Origin of the sequence: Klebsiella africana (genome assembly GCF_020526085.1) — a bacterium.
Lineage (GTDB): Bacteria > Pseudomonadota > Gammaproteobacteria > Enterobacterales > Enterobacteriaceae > Klebsiella > Klebsiella africana.
On sequence record NZ_CP084874.1, the window covers coordinates 2536526 to 2556183 of the forward strand.

Genomic DNA, 19658 nt, shown 5'->3' on the forward strand with positions numbered 1-19658 from the left:
GCGAAGGGGAAAGCACATTATAGGCGGTGTTAGCGGTAACGCACTTTTTAACATTTTTACTTGTTAGCGCTAACTTTGGGAGGTGTATCACAGTTGCATTTTAGTTAGCTGTTTATAGTGCAGCACATAAACCCTCTCGGGAGAGCATATGATCAGAGACTGGTTAACGCCGGATAAAATTAAAGTCATTAACTCAATAGATAGCTGGAAAAATGCCGTTCGTCTTGCGGCAGAACCCTTGCTAACGCAAGGGTATATGACCGAGCAATATATTGAGGCGATTTTAAAAAACCATGAACAACTTGGGCCCTATTATGTATTAGCTCCGGGGTTGGCGATGCCTCATGCCCGTCCTGAACAGGGTGTGTTAAGAAATGGATTATCGCTTCTTCATATTAAAGAAGGGGTGTCATTCGGTTCGGCAGAGAATGATCCAGTGTACGTGGTTATAATGCTTTGTGCGCGTTCCGGAGATGAACATATTACGATGATCGGTGAACTGGCTGAAATCTTTAGCGATCCGCAAAAGTTAGACCGATTGTTAAATGCCGATGATGTCAAAGCCATTCAGGCCGTTATTGACTGAAGGAAGAGAGAATGAAAAAAGTGCTTATCGTGTGCGGTAATGGTTTAGGCAGCAGCTTCATCGTTGAAATGAATGTCAAAAAAATCCTTGCCGAAATGAATAAAGAAGCTGAAGTCGCGCATACCGATCTGACGTCGGCGAAAAGCGAAACTGCCGATCTTATTCTCAGCGCCAAAGACATTGCAGAACATCTTAGCAATCACTCTGCAAAGGTAGTTGGATTAAGTAATTTACTGGATAACAATAAAATTAAAGAAATTTTAGCAGAAAACATTTAAGCAACGGCTATCTGATTCGTGGAGTTTAATATGCTTCATTTTCTTATTTATGATGTGCTAGGGACCCCGGCGATTCTGGTTGGTTTATTTTCACTGATCGGTCTCCTGTTGCAAAAAAAAGGAATTTCAGACGTTATTTCAGGTACCCTGAAAACCATTATGGGTTTTGTCATTTTAACCGCTGGCGCTGGTATTATTGCTTATACGTTAACGATTTTTAGCCAGTTATTTGAGCATTCTTTCCATATTCAGGGCGTGGTACCCAACACTGATGCTATGGCTGCTCTGGCGCAGAAGAATTATGGCACGGAAACCGCCACCATTATGGTATTGGGTATGCTGATCAATATCGCGCTGGCACGCCTCACGCCATTGAAGTACATCTTTCTGACCGGACACCATACGCTTTATATGGCAGCGATGCTGGCGGTGATTTTGTCAGTAGGGGGGTTGTCAGGAATTTGGGTTGTGACTATTGGCGCGATTATCCTCGGTGCCATGATGGTGATCTCCCCGGCCATCTTGCAGCCATTTACCCGCAAAATTACCAACACCGACGATCTGGCGCTCGGGCATTTTGGCTCTATCGGCTATCTGCTGTCCGCGCTGGTGGGCAAAGTTGTTGGTAAAGATAGTCCCTCGATAGAAGAGATCAAAGTACCTAAGTCGCTTAATTTCCTTCGCGACTCCTCGGTAGCCATCTCTCTTACTATGATGATTCTGTTCCTTGTGCTGGTGGTCGTCGCAGGCAAATCCTTTGTCGAGGAGACCCTGAGCGCCGGTCAGAACTTTATTATCTTCGCCATTATCCAGTCCCTCACTTTCGCCGCGGGGGTTTATATCATCCTTGCCGGAGTGCGGATGGTGATTGCTGAGATCGTCCCGGCGTTTAAAGGGATTGCGGACAAGCTCGTTAAAGACGCTAAGCCGGCGCTGGACTGTCCGACGGTGTTTCCCTTTGCTCCGAATGCCGTCATCGTCGGCTTTCTCGCAAGCTTTGTCGCGGGGCTGGTCAGTATGTTCCTCTGCCCACTGTTCGGCTTAAGTGTCATTGTCCCGGGTCTGGTTCCTCACTTTTTCTGCGGGGCCACGGCGGGGGTTTACGGCAACATAACCGGCGGACGTCGCGGGGCGGTGGTAGGGGCTTTTGCCCACGGCCTGCTCATTTCGTTCCTGCCTGCCATTCTGTTGCCCATGATGGGAAATATGGGGCTGGGCTCCACGACCTTTGGAGACGCCGACTTTGGCGTTGTCGGGATCGTGCTGGGGCATATCATCGCAATTTTTAACTAACTATTGACTCTCGGAGGTGGTTTATGAGCGCTAAATTTTCACCCTCATTAATGTGCATGGATTTAACACAGTTCAAAGAGCAGATCACGGCATTGAATAAAAAGGCGGATTTTTACCATGTTGATATAATGGATGGCAACTATGTCCGCAATATCACACTGTCTCCTTTTTTTATTGCGAATCTGAAAAAAATTACTACTGTCCCCATTGATGTTCATCTGATGGTGAATCATCCGGAAGATATCATTCCCATGTGTCTCGATGCCGGCGCCGATATCATCAGCTTTCATCCCGAAACGGCGAATAACAAAATTTTCCGCCTGCTCAATCAGATCAGGGATGCGGGTAAAAAGTGCGGGGTGGTGCTGAACCCGGCGACACCCGCAGAAAGCATTGCCGAATATGCGCATCTGCTGGATAAAGTGACGGTCATGTCGGTTGACCCTGGTTTTGCCGGACAAAAGTTTATTCCTGAATCGCTGAACAAGATAAGAAAACTCATCAGTATGCGCAAAAATAATGGCTATCATTATCTAACGGAAATTGATGGTTCTTGCAATGAAAAAACCTTTAGCCAGATTGCTGAATCCGGGGTGGATGTGTTTATCGTTGGCACATCGGGTCTGTTTTCACTCCATGAGGATGTTGGCCAGGCTTGGGACAGAATGATCGAGATCTTCCAGCGGGAAACCGTCGCTGCATAACAGGTCATTACTGTATTATTTTTCTTTGAACCACAGCATTTATTTAAATAAGGCTTAAAAGATCTGCATCACACCAGCGATGCCAGCTCTGTTATTCAACGACCACTTTATATTAATGCGGATGAATTATGGATATTTCTACAGTACTTAATGTGAATAACATCAAGTTAAATATGACCGCCAGAACCAAAGAAGAGGTAATAGAAGAACTCACCGATTTACTGATCCAGGATGGCGCCGTAACCAATAAGGAAGACTTTATTCGTGATGTCTGGTTACGCGAGGAGCTAGGCTCTACGGGCTTTGAAAACCATATCGCTATTCCACATGGCAAATCTTCCGGTGTTTCCCGTACCGCATTAGCCATCGGACGCACGCAACATGCCATTCCCTGGGAGACCATGGATGGCAGCGATGTTCGTTGTGTTATTTTATTTGCGGTTTGCCTGGTGGACCAAAATGCCACTCATATTCGCCTGTTAGCACAAGTGTCCGGGTCACTGGCAGACGAAGACATTATCGCTAAATTACTGGTTGAATCTGATCCACATAAAATCATTGCGCTTTTCAATTCAGAAACTGAAAACGCCGATGCTTAATACTAACTTACTAATATCGTTTTATAATTTATTAAATTAATTAACGGAGAAACATCATGAATATTGTCGGCGTTACCGCCTGCACGGTGGGGATTGCACACACCTATATTGCGCAAAAGAAAATTGAAACGGCGGCTAAAAAAGCCGGACATAACGTTAAAATCGAGACGCAAGGAACCATCGGCATTGAAAACCCGTTAACCGCTGATGAGATTGCCGCGGCAGATATTGTCCTGCTTGCTGCTGATGTCAAAGTGACGGGCGAAGAAAGATTTTCCGGCAAGAAAGTCGTTAAAGTCGCGACGGAAACGGCAGTCAAATCCCCCAATAAGTTGATTGAAAAACTCAGTGAAATAGTCAATTCATAATTTTATTTCGGCCTGGCGACTCTACATTAAAGGGCGTGACTTATGTCTCTAAAACAAATATGGCAAGCAGCAAACCCTAAAGGACATCTGCTGACCGCTATCTCGTTTCTGATCCCCATTGTCTGTGGTTCTGGGTTTATTATCGCCATCGGCATGGGGCTTGGCGGGACGGTGCAGGACACGTTAACTGCGGGACAATTTGATGTATGGCAGGCGATGGCCACCCTGGGCGCCAAGGCGCTTGGGCTGTTGCCGGTGGTGATTGCCGTGGGAATATCTGGCTCGATAGCCGGCAAGCCAGGCATCGCGCCAGGATTTGTCGTCGGGCTGGCGGCGAATACCATAAGCGCAGGCTTTATCGGTGGGATGATTGGTGGCTATATTGCGGGGTATATTGCGCTGGCGATCATTAAAAACGTCAAGGTCCCTGACTGGGCCCGCGGGTTGATGCCGACGCTGATCGTACCGTTTTTTGCCTCCATTATCAGCTGTCTGATTATGGTCTATATCATCGGTACGCCTATCGGGATCTTCACGGATGCGCTTACATCTTTCCTGAGAAGCATGGGCACGTCGTCGAATTTGGTGTTAGGCGCAGTCATTGGCGCATTGTGTATCGTTGACTTTGGCGGCCCGCTGAATAAGACATGCTTTGCTTTCGTGCTGACCCTGCAGGCACAGGGGATAAATGAACCCATTACCGCACTTCAGTTAGTAAACACCGCTACGCCTATCGGATTTGGCCTGGCTTTCTTTATGGCCAAACTGCTGCGTAAAAATATCTATAACCGTGAAGAAGTGGAAACCTTAAAATCAGCGGTTCCGATGGGGATTGTGAATATCGTTGAAGGTTCTATCCCGATCGTCATGAATGATATTGTGCGTGGTATTGCGGCGGCGGCTATCGGCGGGGCATGCGGCGGGGCGGTCACCATGGTCTATGGTGCGGATGCGACGGTTCCTTTTGGCGGAGTACTGATGATCCCCACGATGTCACATCCGATGGCAGGCATCATGGCCTTGCTGGTAAATATCGTTGTTACCGCGACGGTCTATGCCGTCATCAAAAAAGATATCCCTCGCGACGTGATTGTTGATAATGATTACGAAGAAGAGGATATCGACCTGGATGATATTAAAGTGAGCTAACGTATCCCAGGGGTATTTTAAATCAACATTAAGCTGTTCCTGTAAGAACATCAGCCCATGACTAAGCGTTCCTGAGTCATGGGCTACTCTTTGCACCTGTCATCCCAGAAGAAAAGTGGCGCAGGGGGAAGCCGAGGATCTGGGGAAATAATCTTGTTGCAAAAATGTGATCATTTCAGTAGCGTTATCTCTTTCGGAGACTGGAAATGCTCGTCACTGATTCACTTCTTGCATACACCCTCGCTGCCACACTGCTTACTCTTACACCAGGTCTCGATACCGCGCTCATCCTGCGCACGGCGACCGCTGAAGGTGGACGCAAAGCCTTGCATGCCGCGTTAGGCATTGATCTCGGATGCTTTATTTGGGGCGCCGTGGTGGCCTTTGGCTTAGGGGCGCTGCTGGCGGTTTCTGAGTTTGCTTATACCGTGTTGAAATGGTGCGGAGCGGGCTACCTTTGCTGGCTGGGCATCCAGTTGCTTCTGCGCCCGCGCCAGCAGTTTAACACCACTCCGACAGAATCTACTACCACGAGTAACTGGTTCCTGCGTGGGATGTTGGGGAATGTGCTTAACCCCAAAATGGGCGTCTTCTACGTTTCATTTTTGCCCCAGTTTATCCCCGCCGGGCATTCACCCGTGAGCTGGACTTTTCTCCTGGTCGCTATCCATGTATTGATTGGTACGCTGTGGTCGTTAACGCTGATTACCGCCACTCGCTATGCCGCGGGTATCCTGAAAAAACCAGCCGTGGTGAAATGGATGGATCGGACAACCGGCTGCCTGTTTCTGTTATTTGCCGCAAAACTGGCAATGAGCCGCCGGTAATCTCCGGTTTCGTCCTCCGGGGGGGCAATACCCGCTTTCATCAGGTGTCGCCTTGCCGGAATACAGACATTCCTGCCGTGTCGGGGCAAATTTCCTGCACTTTGACGCTTATTGATTATACTTTGATGGCAGCTTGTGCTGCCTCAAGCCGTTGTCGCGATGGTGGATATCAAAACCAATATCGGCGGACATTGGGTCAACGGGGCCGATGAATATGTGTTCATGTAACAGTTGTGAGGTATGGAAAGATGGGATTATTGAATTTTGTGAAAGAAGCGGGCGAGAAAATATGGGACGCTGTCTCCGGCGACAGTAAAGAAGATCGGGCCGATAAGCTGAAAAAGCATATCGATGGACTTAATCTGCCTGGCGCCGAAAAGGTCAATATTGATGTTGCGGACGATGGCACCGCAACGGTCACTGGCGATGTTGCGTCGCAGGAAGATAAAGAAAAAATTCTGGTCGCAGTGGGTAATGTCACTGGCGTAGGCCAGGTCAGTGACGGCGTTAAAGTGACGCAAAGCGGGGCGGAAAGTCGTTTTTACACGGTCAAATCCGGTGACACCTTGAGCGCTATCTCAAAAGCGATGTATGGCTCGGCCAATGATTATCAACGTATTTTTGAAGCCAATAAACCGATGCTGACCCATCCCGACAAAATCTATCCGGGGCAGGTGCTGATTATCCCGGCGAAGTAGGCAGTTTATTCCTCTCAGCAGCAACATCAGCGATGACAGGAATACTACCTTTATACCGCCGTCGGGAGCAATCACAGACATCAGCTCCTCTCTCAACGGTAAAAGAGCCAGCTTGCTGGCTCTTTTACCAGGGTCTGGCGCTTACTGTGCGTCAGCCAGTGCCAGCCGGGCCTCTTCCTGCTCGGTGATTTTACGCTGTTGCTCAAGTTCCAGCGCGCCGCGATGAGAGAGGTAGCAGAACAGGATGCAGCAGACGATCCCGCCCATCAGCAGATAGAACCCGCCGTGCCAGCCCATTTTATCGACCATTACGCCGAACAGGCTCGTGCCTAACGATGCGCCAAAGATATAGCTCATAAATCCGCGCAGACCCACGGCTGAACCGACGGCAAAACTGGGGACGATTTCCATGGTCTGGACCGAGGCCAGAAACTGCGGGACGTAAATAAGACAGCCCACAATCGCCGCGAATACCGTGACCATCAGCAGAGATTCGCTTTTCCAGTAACCAATCAGACAGATGAAGATTAGCGTCATGCAGATTATGGCTAACGGCATCCGGCGCCCTTTAAACAGCTTGTCTGAGAGCCAGCCGGCCAGCAGGGTAGACGGAATTGCGGCCCACTCAAAAAACAGGAAAGCGACGCTCATTTGTTCTTTGGAAAAATGTTTCACCGTCAGCAGATAAATTGGCAGCCAGCTGATCATGCCGAAACGCACCATGTAGACAAACACATCCACAAAGGAGACATACCAGGCGTTTTTGTTACGCAGTACGTAGGTGCAGAAGATCTGAAATGCGCTCATATTCTCCGGCGCTTTCTGGCCGTGTTTGGTCTTCAGCACCACTTTCTCTTCCGGCATCATCTCTGCCAGCGAAGGCAGACCTTCCTCGCGCGGCGAACCCTTACCCAGCACCAGTACGCTAATGGCGAATACCACCGCCACACAGGCCGGCACAATGTAGCTGGCGCTCTGCCAGTGCTCGGTGCCGAGAATGGCGAACGCGGCGCCGACGATCGGGGCGACAATTCCGCCGCCGACGTTATGGGAAATGTTCCAGAACGCCCCTACGCGGCCACGCTCCCGACGCGGGAACCAGTTCGCAATAGTAATAAAAGAGGGGCCGACCCCCATACCCTGAAACAGGCCGTTCAGGACAACCAGCGCAGCGAAGATCCAGAATGCGGTACTGAAACCTAACCCGACGTTGACGATGGCGCAGAGTACCAGGCCACAGGCCATAAAGACTTTCGGGCTGGCTTTATCCGCGAGGCTGCTCATTACGCCTTTACTGATCCCGTAGGCGATGAGCATACAGCTGCTGAGTAAACCGATCTGCGTGGCGCTGAGGTCTAACTGTTCTTTCAGATAGGGCGTGGATAAGGTGAAGTTATTGCGCACGATATAGTACGCCAGATATCCCAGAAATACGCTTAGCAGCGCCTGCATACGGTATCGACCATAGGTTGCCTGAATTTTCTCAGCAGGAACTTTATTCGCCGACGGGCCTTTTTTTAATAATGATAACATGTCGTCACCTGTATTTATGTTGATACGAACATCAGGAGTAATCGTTCCGAAGGGTGAAATAAGCGGCTAAAAAATTCAAATCGTCGAAATGAGTCAAAATTGACTCAAAATAATAAAAGGAAGGGGTATTTTTGACCCATAGAGCATGGGTGAGATTCTGCGCAATTAATTTTGCGCTAATTTTATGTCTGGCTTGTGCGGACACTAACAAATTCCCCAGTCATTATCTGGTAATCTTTCCCGATATTCCCGAACGCTCGTTTGACTATTTTTTCGCTCGCGGCGATTAATTCACCAGATGTCATAAACGGGTAAGTTTTGTCTCAATGCGATTTTTACGGTATTTCAATATTTATGAACGGGATCACAAACATATTTCTTCGTGGGGTCGGGATAGTGAGCAAAATGCTCGCGCTGGTGCTGCTGACCGCATGGCTGAGACCCTGTGTGGCGCAAAGCAATGAGCTGGTGATGGCGACGACATTTTCTCCCAGCGCCACCGTGTGGATTATCGATCGCTGGCAGAAAGAGCCGGGGTCGGTGATGATAAGGACGCTCAACCGCACCAGCGCCTCGCTGGAACAACTGCTTGATACGGCAAATGCCGAAAATGTCGATCTGATCCTGACCTCGTCGCCGATGCTGCTGCAGCATCTTCAGGAGCATCAAAAACTGGCGCCGTTCAGCGGTGCGCCGGCAGTTAGCCAACATCTGGTGCCAGAATCCATTCGCTCCACCTCCGTGGCCGTGGCGATTTCCGGGTTCGGTTTGCTGATGAATCGCTCGGCGCTGATGACCCGGCATCTGCCTGCGCCAACGGACTGGGATGGCCTGACCGATCCCCGTTATCAGGGGGCGCTGCTGATGAGCAGTCCGTCGCGTTCGGATACCAACCATCTGATGGTGGAGTCGCTGCTGCAACAAAAAGGCTGGATTAAGGGATGGGAAACGCTGTTGACGACGGCGGGAAACCTCGTGACCATTTCATCCCGCAGCTTTGGGGTAGCAGATAAGATTAAAAGCGGCCTGGGCGTGGCTGGTCCGGTGATTGATAATTACGCCAATCTGCTGTTGAACGATCCGCACCTGGCTTTTACCTATTTCCCGCAGTCGGCGGTTTCGCCGACCTATGTCGCAGTGCTTAAAAACAGCCAGCACGCCAGCGAAGCGCGGCGGTTTATTCGCTATCTGTTAAGTCCGGAGGGCCAGACGATCCTCGCCGACGCTAATACCGGGAAGTACCCGGTAACACCGCTGGCGCCAGGCAATCCACGGGCGGCGCAGCAGGCGATGCTGATGAATCAACCGCCATTAAACTATCGACTGATCCTCAAACGTCAGCGTTTGGTTCAGCGGATGTTTGATACGGCGATTAGCTTTCGTCTTGCCCAACTCAAAGATGCCTGGCGAGCGCTGCATAGCGCGGAGGTCCGTCTCAAGCGTCCGCTGCCCGAGATACGCGCGCTGCTGACCCGTGTCCCGGTGGATCCGGCTAGCAGCGAGGATGAAGCCTGGCTGGCTCAGTTCGACAACAAGAGTTTTGCGGAACAGCAGATGATGGAGTGGCAGCTCTGGTTTCTCAATAATCAGCGGCAGGCGATTACTAAACTGGAAGAACTGAAATGATGGGCAGGTCCATGCTGCAACGTCTGCGGCAAATCAGTATCAGTAGTAGCCTACGCGGGGCTTTTCTGATGGGGGCGCTGCTGACGCTGATTGTCAGCAGCGTCAGCCTCTATTCCTGGCATGAACAAAGTTCGCAGATCCGCTATTCGCTGGATGAGTACTTTCCGCGCATCCACTCGGCTTTTCTGATTGAAGGGAATCTTAACCTGGTGGTCGATCAGCTCAATGAATTTCTACTGGCGCCGAATACCATGGTACGACTGCAGCTGCGCAACCAGATTATCCAGCATCTGGACAAAATAGAACGGCTAAGTCAGGGGTTGTCGCCAGCGGAACGCCAGCAGCTGGGGGTGATATTGCAGGACAGCCGCGCGCTGTTGGCGGAACTGGATCGCGTGCTCTACAACATGTTTCTGGTTCGTGAAAAGGTGGGGGAGCTTTCGGCGCGGATCGATTGGTTGCACGACGATTTCACTACCGAGCTGAATTCGCTGGTGCAGGATTTTACCTGGCAACAGGGAACGCTGCTCGATCAGATTGAAGCCCGACAGGGAGATGCGGCGCAGTACCTGAAACGCGCCCGGGAAGTGCAGAATGAACAGCAGCAGGTCTATACCCTGGCTCGTATTGAAAATCAGATCGTTGACGACCTGCGCGACAGGCTCAATGAACTCAAATCCGGGAATGATGACGGCATGCTGGTGGAGACGCATATCCGCTATCTTGAAAATCTGAAAAAAACGGCGGATGAAAATATCCGTACGCTGGATGACTGGCCGAGCACCATTACCCTGCGACAAACAATTGATGAGCTGCTGGAAATTGGCATGATGAAAAATAAGATGCCGGATACCATGCGCGACTATGTTAGCGCGCAAAAAGCGCTCGTGGAAGCCAGCCGGTCCAGAGAAGCGACGCTGGGGCGCTTCAGAACGCTGCTGGAAGCCCAGCTTGGCAGCAGTCACCAGCAGATGCAGATGTTTAATCAGCGTATGGCGCAGATTGTCCGGGTCAGCGGCGGGTTAATCCTGGTGGCGACGTTGCTGGCGCTGCTGCTGGCATGGGGGCTGAACCATTATTTTATTCGCTCGCGGCTGGTGAAACGCTTTACCGCACTGAATCAGGCGGTGGTGCAGATTGGTTTAGGCCAGACCGGGGCGACCATTCCGGTTTACGGGCGCGACGAGCTGGGACGTATTGCCGGTTTGCTTCGTCATACCCTGGGTCAGCTTAATGCGCAAAAACAGCAGCTGGAACAGGAGATTGGCGAGCGAAAAGCGATTGAGGCCGATCTGCGCGCCACACAGGACGAGCTGATCCAGACCGCTAAACTGGCAGTGGTGGGGCAGACGATGACCACTCTGGCGCATGAGATTAATCAGCCGCTGAACGCGCTGTCGATGTATCTTTTTACGGCGGGAAGGGCGATCGAACAGGGACAGGCGGAACAGGCGCGGACGACGTTAAGCAAAGCGGAAGGGCTGATCAACCGCATTGACGCGATTATCCGCTCCCTGCGCCAGTTTACCCGCCGTGCAGAATTGGAAACACCGCTGCATCCGGTCGATTTGCGTCAGACATTTACCGTGGCGTGGGAACTGCTGGCGATGCGTCATAAGCCTCAGCAGGGGACGCTGGTGATACCGGATGACACCGTCTGGATCCGGGGGGACGAAGTGCGTGTCCATCAGGTGCTGGTGAACGTGCTGTCCAATGCCCTCGATGCCTGCCCGCACGCCGCGCAAATCACCGTGAGCTGGCAAATCCACGGCGACAGGCTGTGTGTGTTGATTGCCGATAACGGCCCTGGCTGGCCTGCGGCCTTACTCCCTTCGCTGTTAAAGCCGTTCACTACCAGTAAAACTGTGGGACTGGGAATAGGGCTTTCGATATGTGTTTCGCTGATGACGCAAATGGAAGGGGCGTTGCGCCTGGCGTCGACGTGTACGTGCAGTGCCTGCGTGGTGCTGGAATTCAATGTGACGGATGTAAAAGATGTTGAGTAATAACTGTTCGATTCTGCTGATTGACGATGATGCCGATGTGCTGGATGCCTATACGCAGCTGCTTGAGCAAGCGGGGTATCATGTCAGTGCCTGTAATAATCCGTTTGATGCGCGGGAGCAGGTGCCGAAGGACTGGCCCGGCATCGTTTTAAGCGATGTCTGCATGCCCGGCTGCTCCGGTATCGATTTAATGACGTTGTTTCATCAGGAGGACGATCTGCTGCCGATTCTGCTTATCACCGGTCACGGCGATGTGCCGATGGCGGTGGAGGCGGTGAAAAAAGGGGCCTGGGATTTCCTGCAAAAGCCGATCGACCCGGGCAAGCTGCTCACGCTGGTGGACGCCGCGCTGCGTCAGAGGCAATCGGTGATCGCCCGTCGCCAGTATTGTCAGCAAAAATTACAGGTTGAGCTTATTGGCCGCAGCCAGTGGACGGTTCGGTATCGCCAGCGCCTTCAGCAGCTGGCAGAAACGGATATTGCGGTATGGCTTTACGGCGAACCGGGAACTGGTCGCATGACCGGCGCGCGTTACCTGCACCAGTTAGGACGTCACGCTGAAGGTCCGTTTATCGCCTGCGAGCTGACTCCGGCTAACGCCCACACGCTTAATGAACTGATCGCCCAGGCCCAGGGTGGAACGCTGATCTTAAGTCACCTGGAGCATCTGACTTACGAACAACAGCATCAGCTGGTACAGCTGCAGAGTCATGAAAAGCGGCCTTTTCGCCTGATTGCTATCGGTAGCGCTTCGCTGGTGGAGTTGGCCGCCAGCAGCCAGATAGTGGCGGAACTCTATTACTGCTTCGCGATGACGCAAATTGGCTGCCAGCCTCTGTCAAAGCGACCGGATGATATCGAGCCGCTGTTTCATCACTATTTGCAAAAAACCTGTCAACGGCTGAATCATCCCGTCCCGGAGGTGGATGCGGGTCTGTTGAAGGGGATGATGCGCCGGGTGTGGCCAAATAACGTTCGCGAACTGGCGAACGCCGCCGAGCTGTTTGCTGTGGGCGTATTACCGCTCGCAGAAACGGTTAATCCGCTGATGCACGTTGGCGAGCCGACGCCGCTGGATCAGCGGGTTGAGGACGTTGAGCGGCAGATCATCACCGAAGCGCTGAATATCCACCAGGGACGTATTAATGAGGTGGCGGAGTATCTGCTGATACCGCGTAAAAAACTTTATCTCAGAATGAAGAAGTATGGCCTGAATAAAGATCACTACAAAGGGGTTTAGGCCATATTGTCAGGTTTCCTCAGCATTAGCAAATGTCACGCCTTCCTGACTCCCTGCGGTTTCCTGCAACTGAGTATTCTGAATAAGCGACGGCGCGATAAACGCGACAATACAGCGTTCAGTATTTCATAACCCCAGCGGCCTGACTTCCCGTATGAACTCAATCAGAAGGCGAAGACCGGTAGGAAGTTGCCGGCGGCTTGAATAATAGATATGAAAACCTTCCTCCAGCGGGGACCATTCCGTAAGCACCAGACGGAGCCGTCCATCCTTGACATAGGGAGTAACAAGAGGCTCCGGAAAATACATCAGGCCAGCCCCGCCCAGTACGGCCACCAGGCCCGTTTCGGCATGATTGACCGTCACTGAGCCTGGCACTGTCATTTCGTATGTTTCGCCGTCTCGCTCAAGTTCCCAGCGATAAACCCGATCGTCGCCGAGACGATTGCTGATGCAGCGATGGTGTAATAAATCATCCGGATGTTCAGGTGTTCCGTAGCGTTTCAGGTAGTCGGGGGAGGCGGCGATGACCCAGCGAATATCGGCAGATAAACGTCGGGCAACCATGTCCTCCGGAACGGTGCCGCCATAGCGGATGCCGGCATCGAAACCTGCATCAGTGACGTCAACCATACGGTTGCTGGCCACAATATCGATTTCAATATCGGGATAGCGATCCATAAAAGCGGGCATAACCGGCGCAAGCAGAAGATTTGCCGCTTCAACGGCAGCATTGATGCGAATACGTCCGCTAGGGGTATTGCGATAGCGGTTAAGCGATTCAAGCGCGCTTTCTATGGTGCCGAAAGGCTGAAGAACAGACTGAACCAGTTCCTCACCAGCCGCCGTCGGGGTGACGCTCTTGGTCGTGCGATTAAGCAGGCGAACCCCAAGCCGGGTTTCCAGCCCCTTCAGGGCATGGCTGAGCGCTGATGCACTGACGCCTAACTCAATCGCCGCGCGGCTGAAGCTGCGATGACGTGCAATCGCCATGAAATAAATGAGATCGGCAATATCAGCTCTGTTTATTTGCATACAGAATAGTTTTCCTTGTGCGGCGTTAAGACCCGAATGCGTTGATAAAGAAATGATATACACCTTAGACCGATTAGGGCTCATCCATTGCTGAATTTTTTTCACAAGTCCATCCACTCACGTCCTCTCACTGAACACGTTGTGCTTCGTTATTCTTGAAAATCATGCGCTCTGCCGGTCAGGGCGGAACATTCACCTAACGGAGCCGTTTATGAACTATACGCATCTTGGCCGCACCGGCCTGAAAGTCAGCCGCCTTTGCCTCGGAACCATGAATTTTGGTGACGTCACCGACGAGAAAACCAGCGCCCGCATTCTGGATGAGGCGCTTGAGGCGGGTATCAATTTCATTGATACAGCAGACGTGTATGGCACTGAACAATCTCCCGATATCCAGCAAGGCTCGGGGCTGTCCGAGGAAATTATTGGTCGCTGGCTTCAGCAGGGTGGCCGCCGTGACCGCATCGTTCTGGCGACAAAAGTCTATCAGCCTATGGGACCTGGCCCGAACGATCGCCGGCTTTCTGCGTATCATATTCGCAAGGCCTGCGAGGATAGTTTGCGACGGCTTAAGACCGACCATATTGACGTCTATCAGATGCATCACATCGATCGCCATACGCCGTGGGAAGAGATCTGGCAGGCCATGGAACTACTTGTTCAGCAGGGCAAAGTGCTTTATATCGGTAGCAGCAATTTCGCGGGGTGGGACATTGCGACTGCGCAGTCAGTCGCCACAGCCCGTCATTTGCTGGGCCTGGTCGCCGAGCAAAGTCTCTATAATCTGACAGCCCGCACCATTGAGCTGGAGGTCATTCCCGCATGCCGCCATTTTGGCCTGGGGTTGATCCCCTGGAGCCCGCTTGCCGGAGGGTTGCTTGGCGGCGTACTGAAAAAGGTGGCAAGCGGGCGCCGTGCCAGGCCCGCGTTTGCCCGCCAAATTGAACAGTATCGTCCGCAGCTGGAAGCCTATGAAGGATTATGTGATGACCTCGGCGAAACCCCTTCCGATGTGGCGCTGGCCTGGCTCCTGCAGAACCCTGTCGTTACCGCTCCACTGATTGGGCCTCGTACGGTCGCACAACTCCAGCAGGCGCTTCACGCAACGACCATCACGCTATCAGACGACACCATGAGCTGTCTCGACGAAATCTGGCCCGGCCCCGGGGGAGAAGCGCCTCAGGCTTATGCCTGGTAATGACCAAATTGATGAATCCTTTTTGCGTTAGGGGGAGTTCCAGTTTATGAGCAAGATGATGCATGACCAGCCTTCTGCTGCCGTACCTACTTCCCGGGACCGGCGCAATTTTCTGATCACCGGCGCCGGTCTGGCGTTGGCTGCAACCACTCTTGGCAGGAGCGGCGCCGTGATGGCGAAACCGGCTGGTCAGGACACGCCTAACCGATGCGGCGCTTGCCAAAATTCCATTGCAGGGCGGTCGCGCAGATCCGTTTACCGAAAGTCAGTTGGATAAAAGTTAATACCTACTGTCACAGGAGGGTACGGTTTTATGGCTTACGTATCCGTTAGGGAGATGCAGCCCGTACGTCGTTCGGGCTGCCGGATTATTGTCAGGCCAGGAGATTTGCCGGGTTATCAATACATAGTTTTTTAATTGACTTCTCATCGACCCCGCGGCTCGACAGGTATCCCAGGAAGATGTTAGGCACAAATCCCCATCCGTTCCCTCCGTTTTTAGCCCACATTTGTTTCAGGAAAACATCGTGACTTAATACGAGCTGATCTCCATACCCTAGCTCAATGAGCTTGCTGACGGCATCGGCTGTCTCCTGTACCCCAGGAGCCACGCCTTCTTTCGGAAACGTAATGTCGAGCCCGATCATATCAAACTCCAGCCAGACACCCCTGTCGAGCATACGACGTTGATAATCAAGATCCTTTCCGGATGGATCTGAATGAGCCAGGGAAACTTTCTTCGGAGAGACACCCATTTCTCGCAGAACGATATCCAGAACGTCATCCCCAAGCCTTAGCCAACCAGGCATGTGGATATTGATTGAAACGTCAGGATTGTCTTTCCAGGCAAGTGAGGCGGCTCGCAGGCCGTTTTTCTCCGCGTCAGTGAATTCCGGAGAAACCCCGATTTCGCCAATCATTCCTGCCCGAATATCTGTTCCATCAATTCCGATGTTCAACTCACGATCAATGTCCCTGGCAAGGGTCTCTACTTGTTGATGAAGTTTGTCTCCTTCAAATTTTTCAAGGTACGGGCCAGAGGAGGCGACAATATTGATGCCTGTACGGCGGGCGACTTCACGTAACGATATAGGGTCGCGGCCAATCGACGCAGAGCCTGTGGCGTCAACGATGGTTTTTCCGCCCAGCGCCATGAAGTTTTTTATCTCCTGAATGACATCTTCAATTTCCTTTTTACCCATGTTGTCAGCACAGCAATAAGGATCGTGTTTAAGCCCCCATTGCTTCTCAGCGCACACGTGGCAGCTGACAAGCTGCTCAGACCAGTTATAAAAGGGCTTATCAACCACAGAAGACAGGTCATTAAAAAGGTGTTCATGCGGTAAAGTTAAGCCCATGTCTTCTTTACGTATCGGGCCAGTAACGGTCTGAAGATAACCTTTCATTATTGTGCCTCCGCCTTAGCCAGCTTTGCGCTCTTAAAATCAGGAATGGTGGTGACAATTGCTCCCACAAGAGCAAATACCGTACCGACCAGTGTGACAAAATAAACGGTGTTGCCCAGAGACGGAATCAGCACATCGATTAGCACTGAACCCAGTAGCTGTCCGGCAGTGGATGCCACGCCCAGCATCAATAATCCCAGTCCACGAACCAGGATCGCCATCAACCCTATGGACATGAGACCCAGCGGGCCACCAAGGTACATCCACCATGTATCAGGTAACTGGAAGCTGACGTGCCCAAGTGAGATTCTAACGAGAAGGGCGATACCCAGGACGGTAAAACCGACGATGAAATTCCAGGTGATTGATACCAGCATCGATCCAGTAGCTTCCGCGACTTTCGCGTTACCTGCAGGTTGCCATCCTGCGAGTAAACCCGCCATAAAGGGCAGAATGGCCAGAAGGATGAATGAGGTGGAACGCCACTGAGGAGAAACCACAAATATCGTGGCGACAATGGCGAAAATGGCGCCGATAATTCTATAAGAGGTGAAATATTTTTTCTCACTGACACCAATACCAAATCGATCACACAGTAAACCAGAAAGAATGAGTGCCGAGATTAACGCTGTTTGAAAAGTTGCTACGCCGAGCGCACTGGCGGATGCACCTTCAGAAAAGACTACCATTGCCCCACACAGACCAGCAAACCAGTTCCATAGCGGTATTTTCCGCTGTGTTATCAGCGAAGGAATAGAGGCAAATTGTTGACGTGTCTCTTTTTTAGCCATAATTATAAAGAACATAACGACTAAACCACTGGCGAAAGAAATAACTGCGCAGGCATTTCCATCGTTGAGCCAGTGACCGAGTTCGCCATTAACAGCAGACTGCATTGGAGATAGTGTACCTGCAAGAATTGTTGCAAGCATCAGCAAAGGAACAGAATATTTGCTTTTTTTCATAAATCCATCCTGTATATTAATCAGTCAGGAATGGGTCCGAAGATTTAAACTTCTGACCCGTTATTATTAACTGCTGGCGATATAACGCAGAATGTTTAACCACATCGGGGTATAATATTTCCAGTTTAGAAACTCATGACTACCCCAGTGCGGTGAACAGTCACTCATAAAACAGGCTGTCCTGCCTTTTTCATAACGTCCATAAACAAGGAGTGGGTCATTATTGATAGTTAATGCAATGGTTGCGTTTTCTTTTGCCACTGCTTTGTTATAGCCCAGAAACATGGGCCAGTCGGAGAAACCTAAGACTGTTTCATGCTCATGCTCAACCGGAGAGGCATACACACCAGCGGGTTTTTCGATACGATCATCGCCATCTGGCATAATTACCGGAAGAACTTCAGCTAATACAGTATTTTTATAATTAGCTTTGGCTTCAATCCCCATAAACGAAAGGTATCCACCTATCATTAATAATCCTCCGCCATTTTTGACATATTCTTTTATCATGGCCAGCGCGTCAGGTTTGATTCTGGAATGATAAAAAGTATCATTTTGCAGAAGGAACGTGTTACTGCCGATGTCGCTAATGACGATGGCATCATATTGCTCCAGTTCTGCCTGCTCTTGCGGAAAAGAAATCTGTACCTGATGAGCTGGCATATAAGTAACGGAGACGTTATTTTGGCGTAAGTTTTCCAGTAAAAATTTAGCGCCTTCTTCATATTTACTTGATGTAAAACTGTCGTATCCTTTTGAGTGAATCATATGGATATGCCATGATTCACCGATAAAAAGGATTTTTAAGGAGGAAGTATCAGCGTTCATAATCGATTCCTTTTCTGCTTGTTTAAGAAATTATCTGCCGGTACTGCGTTGTTTTTATTCTATGCAGTACTGCCTGGTTATCAGGCATATCCGAGGCATTAGCAGTTTCAACGGCCAGTGATGAAAATGCGGTAGCGTAGATTAATGCATTCGCCAGAGAGCAGCCTCTTGCAAGCTCTGATGCAAGAGCTCCATTGAATGCATCACCGGCGCCAGCTGTGTTCTTTACCACAGCAGGAAAAGCCGGAGACACAATGAACCTTTTTCCGTCATAGGCCACGGAACCCTTTTTGCCAAGAGTAATAACGACATTTTTAACTCCTTTTTTATTAATTGCTCTTGCTGCTTCCATTGCCGATTTATCATCAATTACAGAAATGCCTGTGAGTAAACCCGCTTCAGTTTCATTGGGAGTCAGGTAGTCAAGGTCATCAAGAAAATAATTAATGCATGAATCATAAGGTGCCGGATTTATAATGACAGGTATGTTATTTTTCTTTGCTAATTCAACAGCTCTGGCTAATGCCTCTGGATTAGTCTCGAGCTGTAATAGCAAAATGTTTGATTCAGCTATAGCGTCTTGCTGAAGGGAAACCTCATCATCTGAAAATGTCATGTTGGCCCCAGGGAAAATAGCTATTATGTTTTCGCCTGTAGTCTCATCGACAAGAATGGAGGCGGTGCCGGTCTGAACCTCTTCTGATTTATAAATGACAGGTTTTTTAATGACTGATGCATTTATAAACGAACTAGCATACTCACTAAAATGATCGGAGCCTATTTTAGTGATAAAGGTTACATTAGCATCTGCATAGCTAGCTGCAAGCGCCTGGTTACACCCTTTCCCTCCCGGAGAGAAGATTAATTTACCAGAAAGTAATGATTCACCTGTATCTGGAAGCCTGGGAAGATAATTGATAATATCAACATTAAATGAACCCAAAACACAAACGTTATTTATCATGACAGGAGGGCCCTTTGTTATTGTGTCCAGTGAATCAACTGATTCAAGGACATGTATGATTTCGTTTTTGGTGACGCTATCAAGAGAACTAATATCGATATAAGCACCACCATGACAGCGATTTAATAATCCTCTCTGGGAAAGCTCATTCAGATCTGCACGAATTGTTTCTTTCGTCACTTTTAAGTGTTCAGAAAGGGCACTAACACGAACAAATCCTGCTGAGCTGATCAGCTTAATTATTTTATGATGGCGTTCTGTTTTCATACGTCACCTCACTGAGATCAAATATAATGCACCTGTTATTTAGGGTTGTGATAGTATTCGTAAATTTGTTCGTAAAACCAAAAAAAAG

Annotated in this window: 19 protein-coding genes and 1 pseudogene; 14 read left to right on the forward strand and 6 right to left on the reverse strand. The window is 50.3% G+C overall.

Annotated features, from left to right (window positions below):
• The first annotated feature begins 148 nt into the window (after positions 1-148).
• From LGL98_RS12400 to lysM, 9 genes are all read left to right on the forward strand, one after another.
• Positions 149-586 (forward strand): PTS sugar transporter subunit IIA, encoded by a 438-nt coding sequence (locus LGL98_RS12400; protein WP_136034330.1) that lies wholly within the window; start codon positions 149-151, stop codon positions 584-586.
• Positions 587-597: 11 nt separating this feature from the next.
• Positions 598-864, forward strand: a complete 267-nt coding sequence (locus LGL98_RS12405) for a PTS sugar transporter subunit IIB (protein ID WP_136034328.1) — start codon at positions 598-600, stop codon at positions 862-864.
• A gap of 30 nt (positions 865-894) precedes the next feature.
• Complete coding sequence (gene ulaA, locus LGL98_RS12410; protein WP_136034326.1) at positions 895-2157, forward strand: PTS ascorbate transporter subunit IIC; 1263 nt, start codon at positions 895-897, stop codon at positions 2155-2157.
• 23 nt (positions 2158-2180) lie between these two features.
• Complete coding sequence (alsE, locus tag LGL98_RS12415) at positions 2181-2861, forward strand: D-allulose 6-phosphate 3-epimerase (protein ID WP_136034324.1); 681 nt, start codon at positions 2181-2183, stop codon at positions 2859-2861.
• Positions 2862-2989: 128 nt separating this feature from the next.
• Positions 2990-3460, forward strand: a complete 471-nt coding sequence (locus LGL98_RS12420; RefSeq protein ID WP_136034322.1) for a PTS sugar transporter subunit IIA — start codon at positions 2990-2992, stop codon at positions 3458-3460.
• A gap of 56 nt (positions 3461-3516) precedes the next feature.
• A complete protein-coding gene (locus tag LGL98_RS12425; protein ID WP_136034320.1) occupies positions 3517-3828 on the forward strand; it encodes a PTS fructose transporter subunit IIB in 312 nt (103 codons plus the stop codon).
• 42 nt (positions 3829-3870) lie between these two features.
• Positions 3871-4977, forward strand: a complete 1107-nt coding sequence (locus LGL98_RS12430) for a PTS fructose transporter subunit IIC (RefSeq protein ID WP_136034318.1) — start codon at positions 3871-3873, stop codon at positions 4975-4977.
• A 206-nt stretch (positions 4978-5183) separates the two neighbouring features.
• Positions 5184-5804 carry a LysE family translocator gene (locus LGL98_RS12435; protein ID WP_136034316.1) on the forward strand — a complete coding sequence of 207 codons (621 nt, stop codon included), beginning with the start codon at positions 5184-5186 and terminating at the stop codon, positions 5802-5804.
• A gap of 248 nt (positions 5805-6052) precedes the next feature.
• The gene (lysM, locus tag LGL98_RS12440) at positions 6053-6502 is read left to right on the forward strand and encodes a peptidoglycan-binding protein LysM (protein ID WP_136034314.1); all 450 of its coding nucleotides are present in this window, start codon (positions 6053-6055) and stop codon (positions 6500-6502) included.
• Between the two features lie 141 nt (positions 6503-6643).
• Here the strand turns inward: lysM and pgtP are convergent, their stop codons facing one another.
• Positions 6644-8035 carry a phosphoglycerate transporter PgtP gene (pgtP, locus tag LGL98_RS12445; RefSeq protein ID WP_136034312.1) on the reverse strand — a complete coding sequence of 464 codons (1392 nt, stop codon included), beginning with the start codon at positions 8033-8035 and terminating at the stop codon, positions 6644-6646.
• A 405-nt stretch (positions 8036-8440) separates the two neighbouring features.
• Between pgtP and pgtC the strand changes: the two genes are divergently transcribed.
• The 3 genes from pgtC to pgtA are packed head-to-tail and all read left to right on the forward strand — an operon-like array spanning position 8441 to position 12907.
• The gene (gene pgtC, locus LGL98_RS12450; protein WP_136034502.1) at positions 8441-9661 is read left to right on the forward strand and encodes a phosphoglycerate transport regulator PgtC; all 1221 of its coding nucleotides are present in this window, start codon (positions 8441-8443) and stop codon (positions 9659-9661) included.
• Between the two features lie 11 nt (positions 9662-9672).
• Positions 9673-11667, forward strand: coding sequence for a two-component system sensor histidine kinase PgtB (gene pgtB / locus LGL98_RS12455; protein WP_168435415.1), 1995 nt, complete (start codon positions 9673-9675; stop codon positions 11665-11667).
• The gene (gene pgtA / locus LGL98_RS12460; RefSeq protein ID WP_136034307.1) at positions 11657-12907 is read left to right on the forward strand and encodes a two-component system response regulator PgtA; all 1251 of its coding nucleotides are present in this window, start codon (positions 11657-11659) and stop codon (positions 12905-12907) included. Before pgtB ends, pgtA begins: the two co-directional genes overlap by 11 nt.
• Positions 12908-13033: 126 nt before the next feature.
• Here the strand turns inward: pgtA and LGL98_RS12465 are convergent, their stop codons facing one another.
• Positions 13034-13942 (reverse strand): LysR family transcriptional regulator, encoded by a 909-nt coding sequence (locus LGL98_RS12465; protein ID WP_136034501.1) that lies wholly within the window; start codon positions 13940-13942, stop codon positions 13034-13036.
• 211 nt (positions 13943-14153) lie between these two features.
• Between LGL98_RS12465 and LGL98_RS12470 the strand changes: the two genes are divergently transcribed.
• Together LGL98_RS12470 and LGL98_RS26270 are read left to right on the forward strand one after the other, a co-directional pair.
• A complete protein-coding gene (locus LGL98_RS12470; RefSeq protein ID WP_136034306.1) occupies positions 14154-15140 on the forward strand; it encodes an aldo/keto reductase in 987 nt (328 codons plus the stop codon).
• Positions 15141-15186: 46 nt separating this feature from the next.
• Positions 15187-15345 (forward strand): annotated as a pseudogene (locus tag LGL98_RS26270) (aldo/keto reductase); the annotation flags it as partial.
• Positions 15346-15514: 169 nt separating this feature from the next.
• Here LGL98_RS26270 and LGL98_RS12475 read toward each other — a convergent pair.
• From LGL98_RS12475 to LGL98_RS12490, 4 genes are all read right to left on the reverse strand, one after another.
• Complete coding sequence (locus tag LGL98_RS12475) at positions 15515-16546, reverse strand: phosphotriesterase family protein (RefSeq protein WP_136034304.1); 1032 nt, start codon at positions 16544-16546, stop codon at positions 15515-15517.
• Positions 16546-17511 (reverse strand): DMT family transporter, encoded by a 966-nt coding sequence (locus LGL98_RS12480; protein ID WP_125345755.1) that lies wholly within the window; start codon positions 17509-17511, stop codon positions 16546-16548. The genes LGL98_RS12475 and LGL98_RS12480 overlap by 1 nt, the downstream gene beginning before the upstream one ends.
• Positions 17512-17577: 66 nt before the next feature.
• Positions 17578-18339, reverse strand: a complete 762-nt coding sequence (locus LGL98_RS12485) for a glutamine amidotransferase (protein ID WP_136034302.1) — start codon at positions 18337-18339, stop codon at positions 17578-17580.
• A 22-nt stretch (positions 18340-18361) separates the two neighbouring features.
• On the reverse strand, positions 18362-19570 hold the full coding sequence (locus LGL98_RS12490) for a PfkB family carbohydrate kinase (protein ID WP_136034299.1): 1209 nt from the start codon (positions 19568-19570) through the stop codon (positions 18362-18364).
• Between the last annotated feature and the right edge of the window lie 88 nt (positions 19571-19658).

Coding starts and splice junctions, on each gene's coding strand:
- LGL98_RS12420 (WP_136034322.1), top strand. CDS start 2,990: ATGGATATTTCTACAGTACTTAATGTGAATAACATCAAGTTAAATATG.
- lysM (WP_136034314.1), top strand. CDS start 6,053: ATGGGATTATTGAATTTTGTGAAAGAAGCGGGCGAGAAAATATGGGAC.
- LGL98_RS12435 (WP_136034316.1), top strand. CDS start 5,184: ATGCTCGTCACTGATTCACTTCTTGCATACACCCTCGCTGCCACACTG.
- pgtB (WP_168435415.1), top strand. CDS start 9,673: ATGCTGCAACGTCTGCGGCAAATCAGTATCAGTAGTAGCCTACGCGGG.
- LGL98_RS12470 (WP_136034306.1), top strand. CDS start 14,154: ATGAACTATACGCATCTTGGCCGCACCGGCCTGAAAGTCAGCCGCCTT.
- LGL98_RS12475 (WP_136034304.1), bottom strand. CDS start 16,546: ATGAAAGGTTATCTTCAGACCGTTACTGGCCCGATACGTAAAGAAGAC.
- LGL98_RS12485 (WP_136034302.1), bottom strand. CDS start 18,339: ATGAACGCTGATACTTCCTCCTTAAAAATCCTTTTTATCGGTGAATCA.
- alsE (WP_136034324.1), top strand. CDS start 2,181: ATGAGCGCTAAATTTTCACCCTCATTAATGTGCATGGATTTAACACAG.
- LGL98_RS12480 (WP_125345755.1), bottom strand. CDS start 17,511: ATGAAAAAAAGCAAATATTCTGTTCCTTTGCTGATGCTTGCAACAATT.
- LGL98_RS12400 (WP_136034330.1), top strand. CDS start 149: ATGATCAGAGACTGGTTAACGCCGGATAAAATTAAAGTCATTAACTCA.
- LGL98_RS12465 (WP_136034501.1), bottom strand. CDS start 13,942: ATGCAAATAAACAGAGCTGATATTGCCGATCTCATTTATTTCATGGCG.
- pgtA (WP_136034307.1), top strand. CDS start 11,657: ATGTTGAGTAATAACTGTTCGATTCTGCTGATTGACGATGATGCCGAT.
- pgtP (WP_136034312.1), bottom strand. CDS start 8,035: ATGTTATCATTATTAAAAAAAGGCCCGTCGGCGAATAAAGTTCCTGCT.
- pgtC (WP_136034502.1), top strand. CDS start 8,441: ATGCTCGCGCTGGTGCTGCTGACCGCATGGCTGAGACCCTGTGTGGCG.
- LGL98_RS12425 (WP_136034320.1), top strand. CDS start 3,517: ATGAATATTGTCGGCGTTACCGCCTGCACGGTGGGGATTGCACACACC.
- LGL98_RS12490 (WP_136034299.1), bottom strand. CDS start 19,570: ATGAAAACAGAACGCCATCATAAAATAATTAAGCTGATCAGCTCAGCA.
- ulaA (WP_136034326.1), top strand. CDS start 895: ATGCTTCATTTTCTTATTTATGATGTGCTAGGGACCCCGGCGATTCTG.
- LGL98_RS12405 (WP_136034328.1), top strand. CDS start 598: ATGAAAAAAGTGCTTATCGTGTGCGGTAATGGTTTAGGCAGCAGCTTC.
- LGL98_RS12430 (WP_136034318.1), top strand. CDS start 3,871: ATGTCTCTAAAACAAATATGGCAAGCAGCAAACCCTAAAGGACATCTG.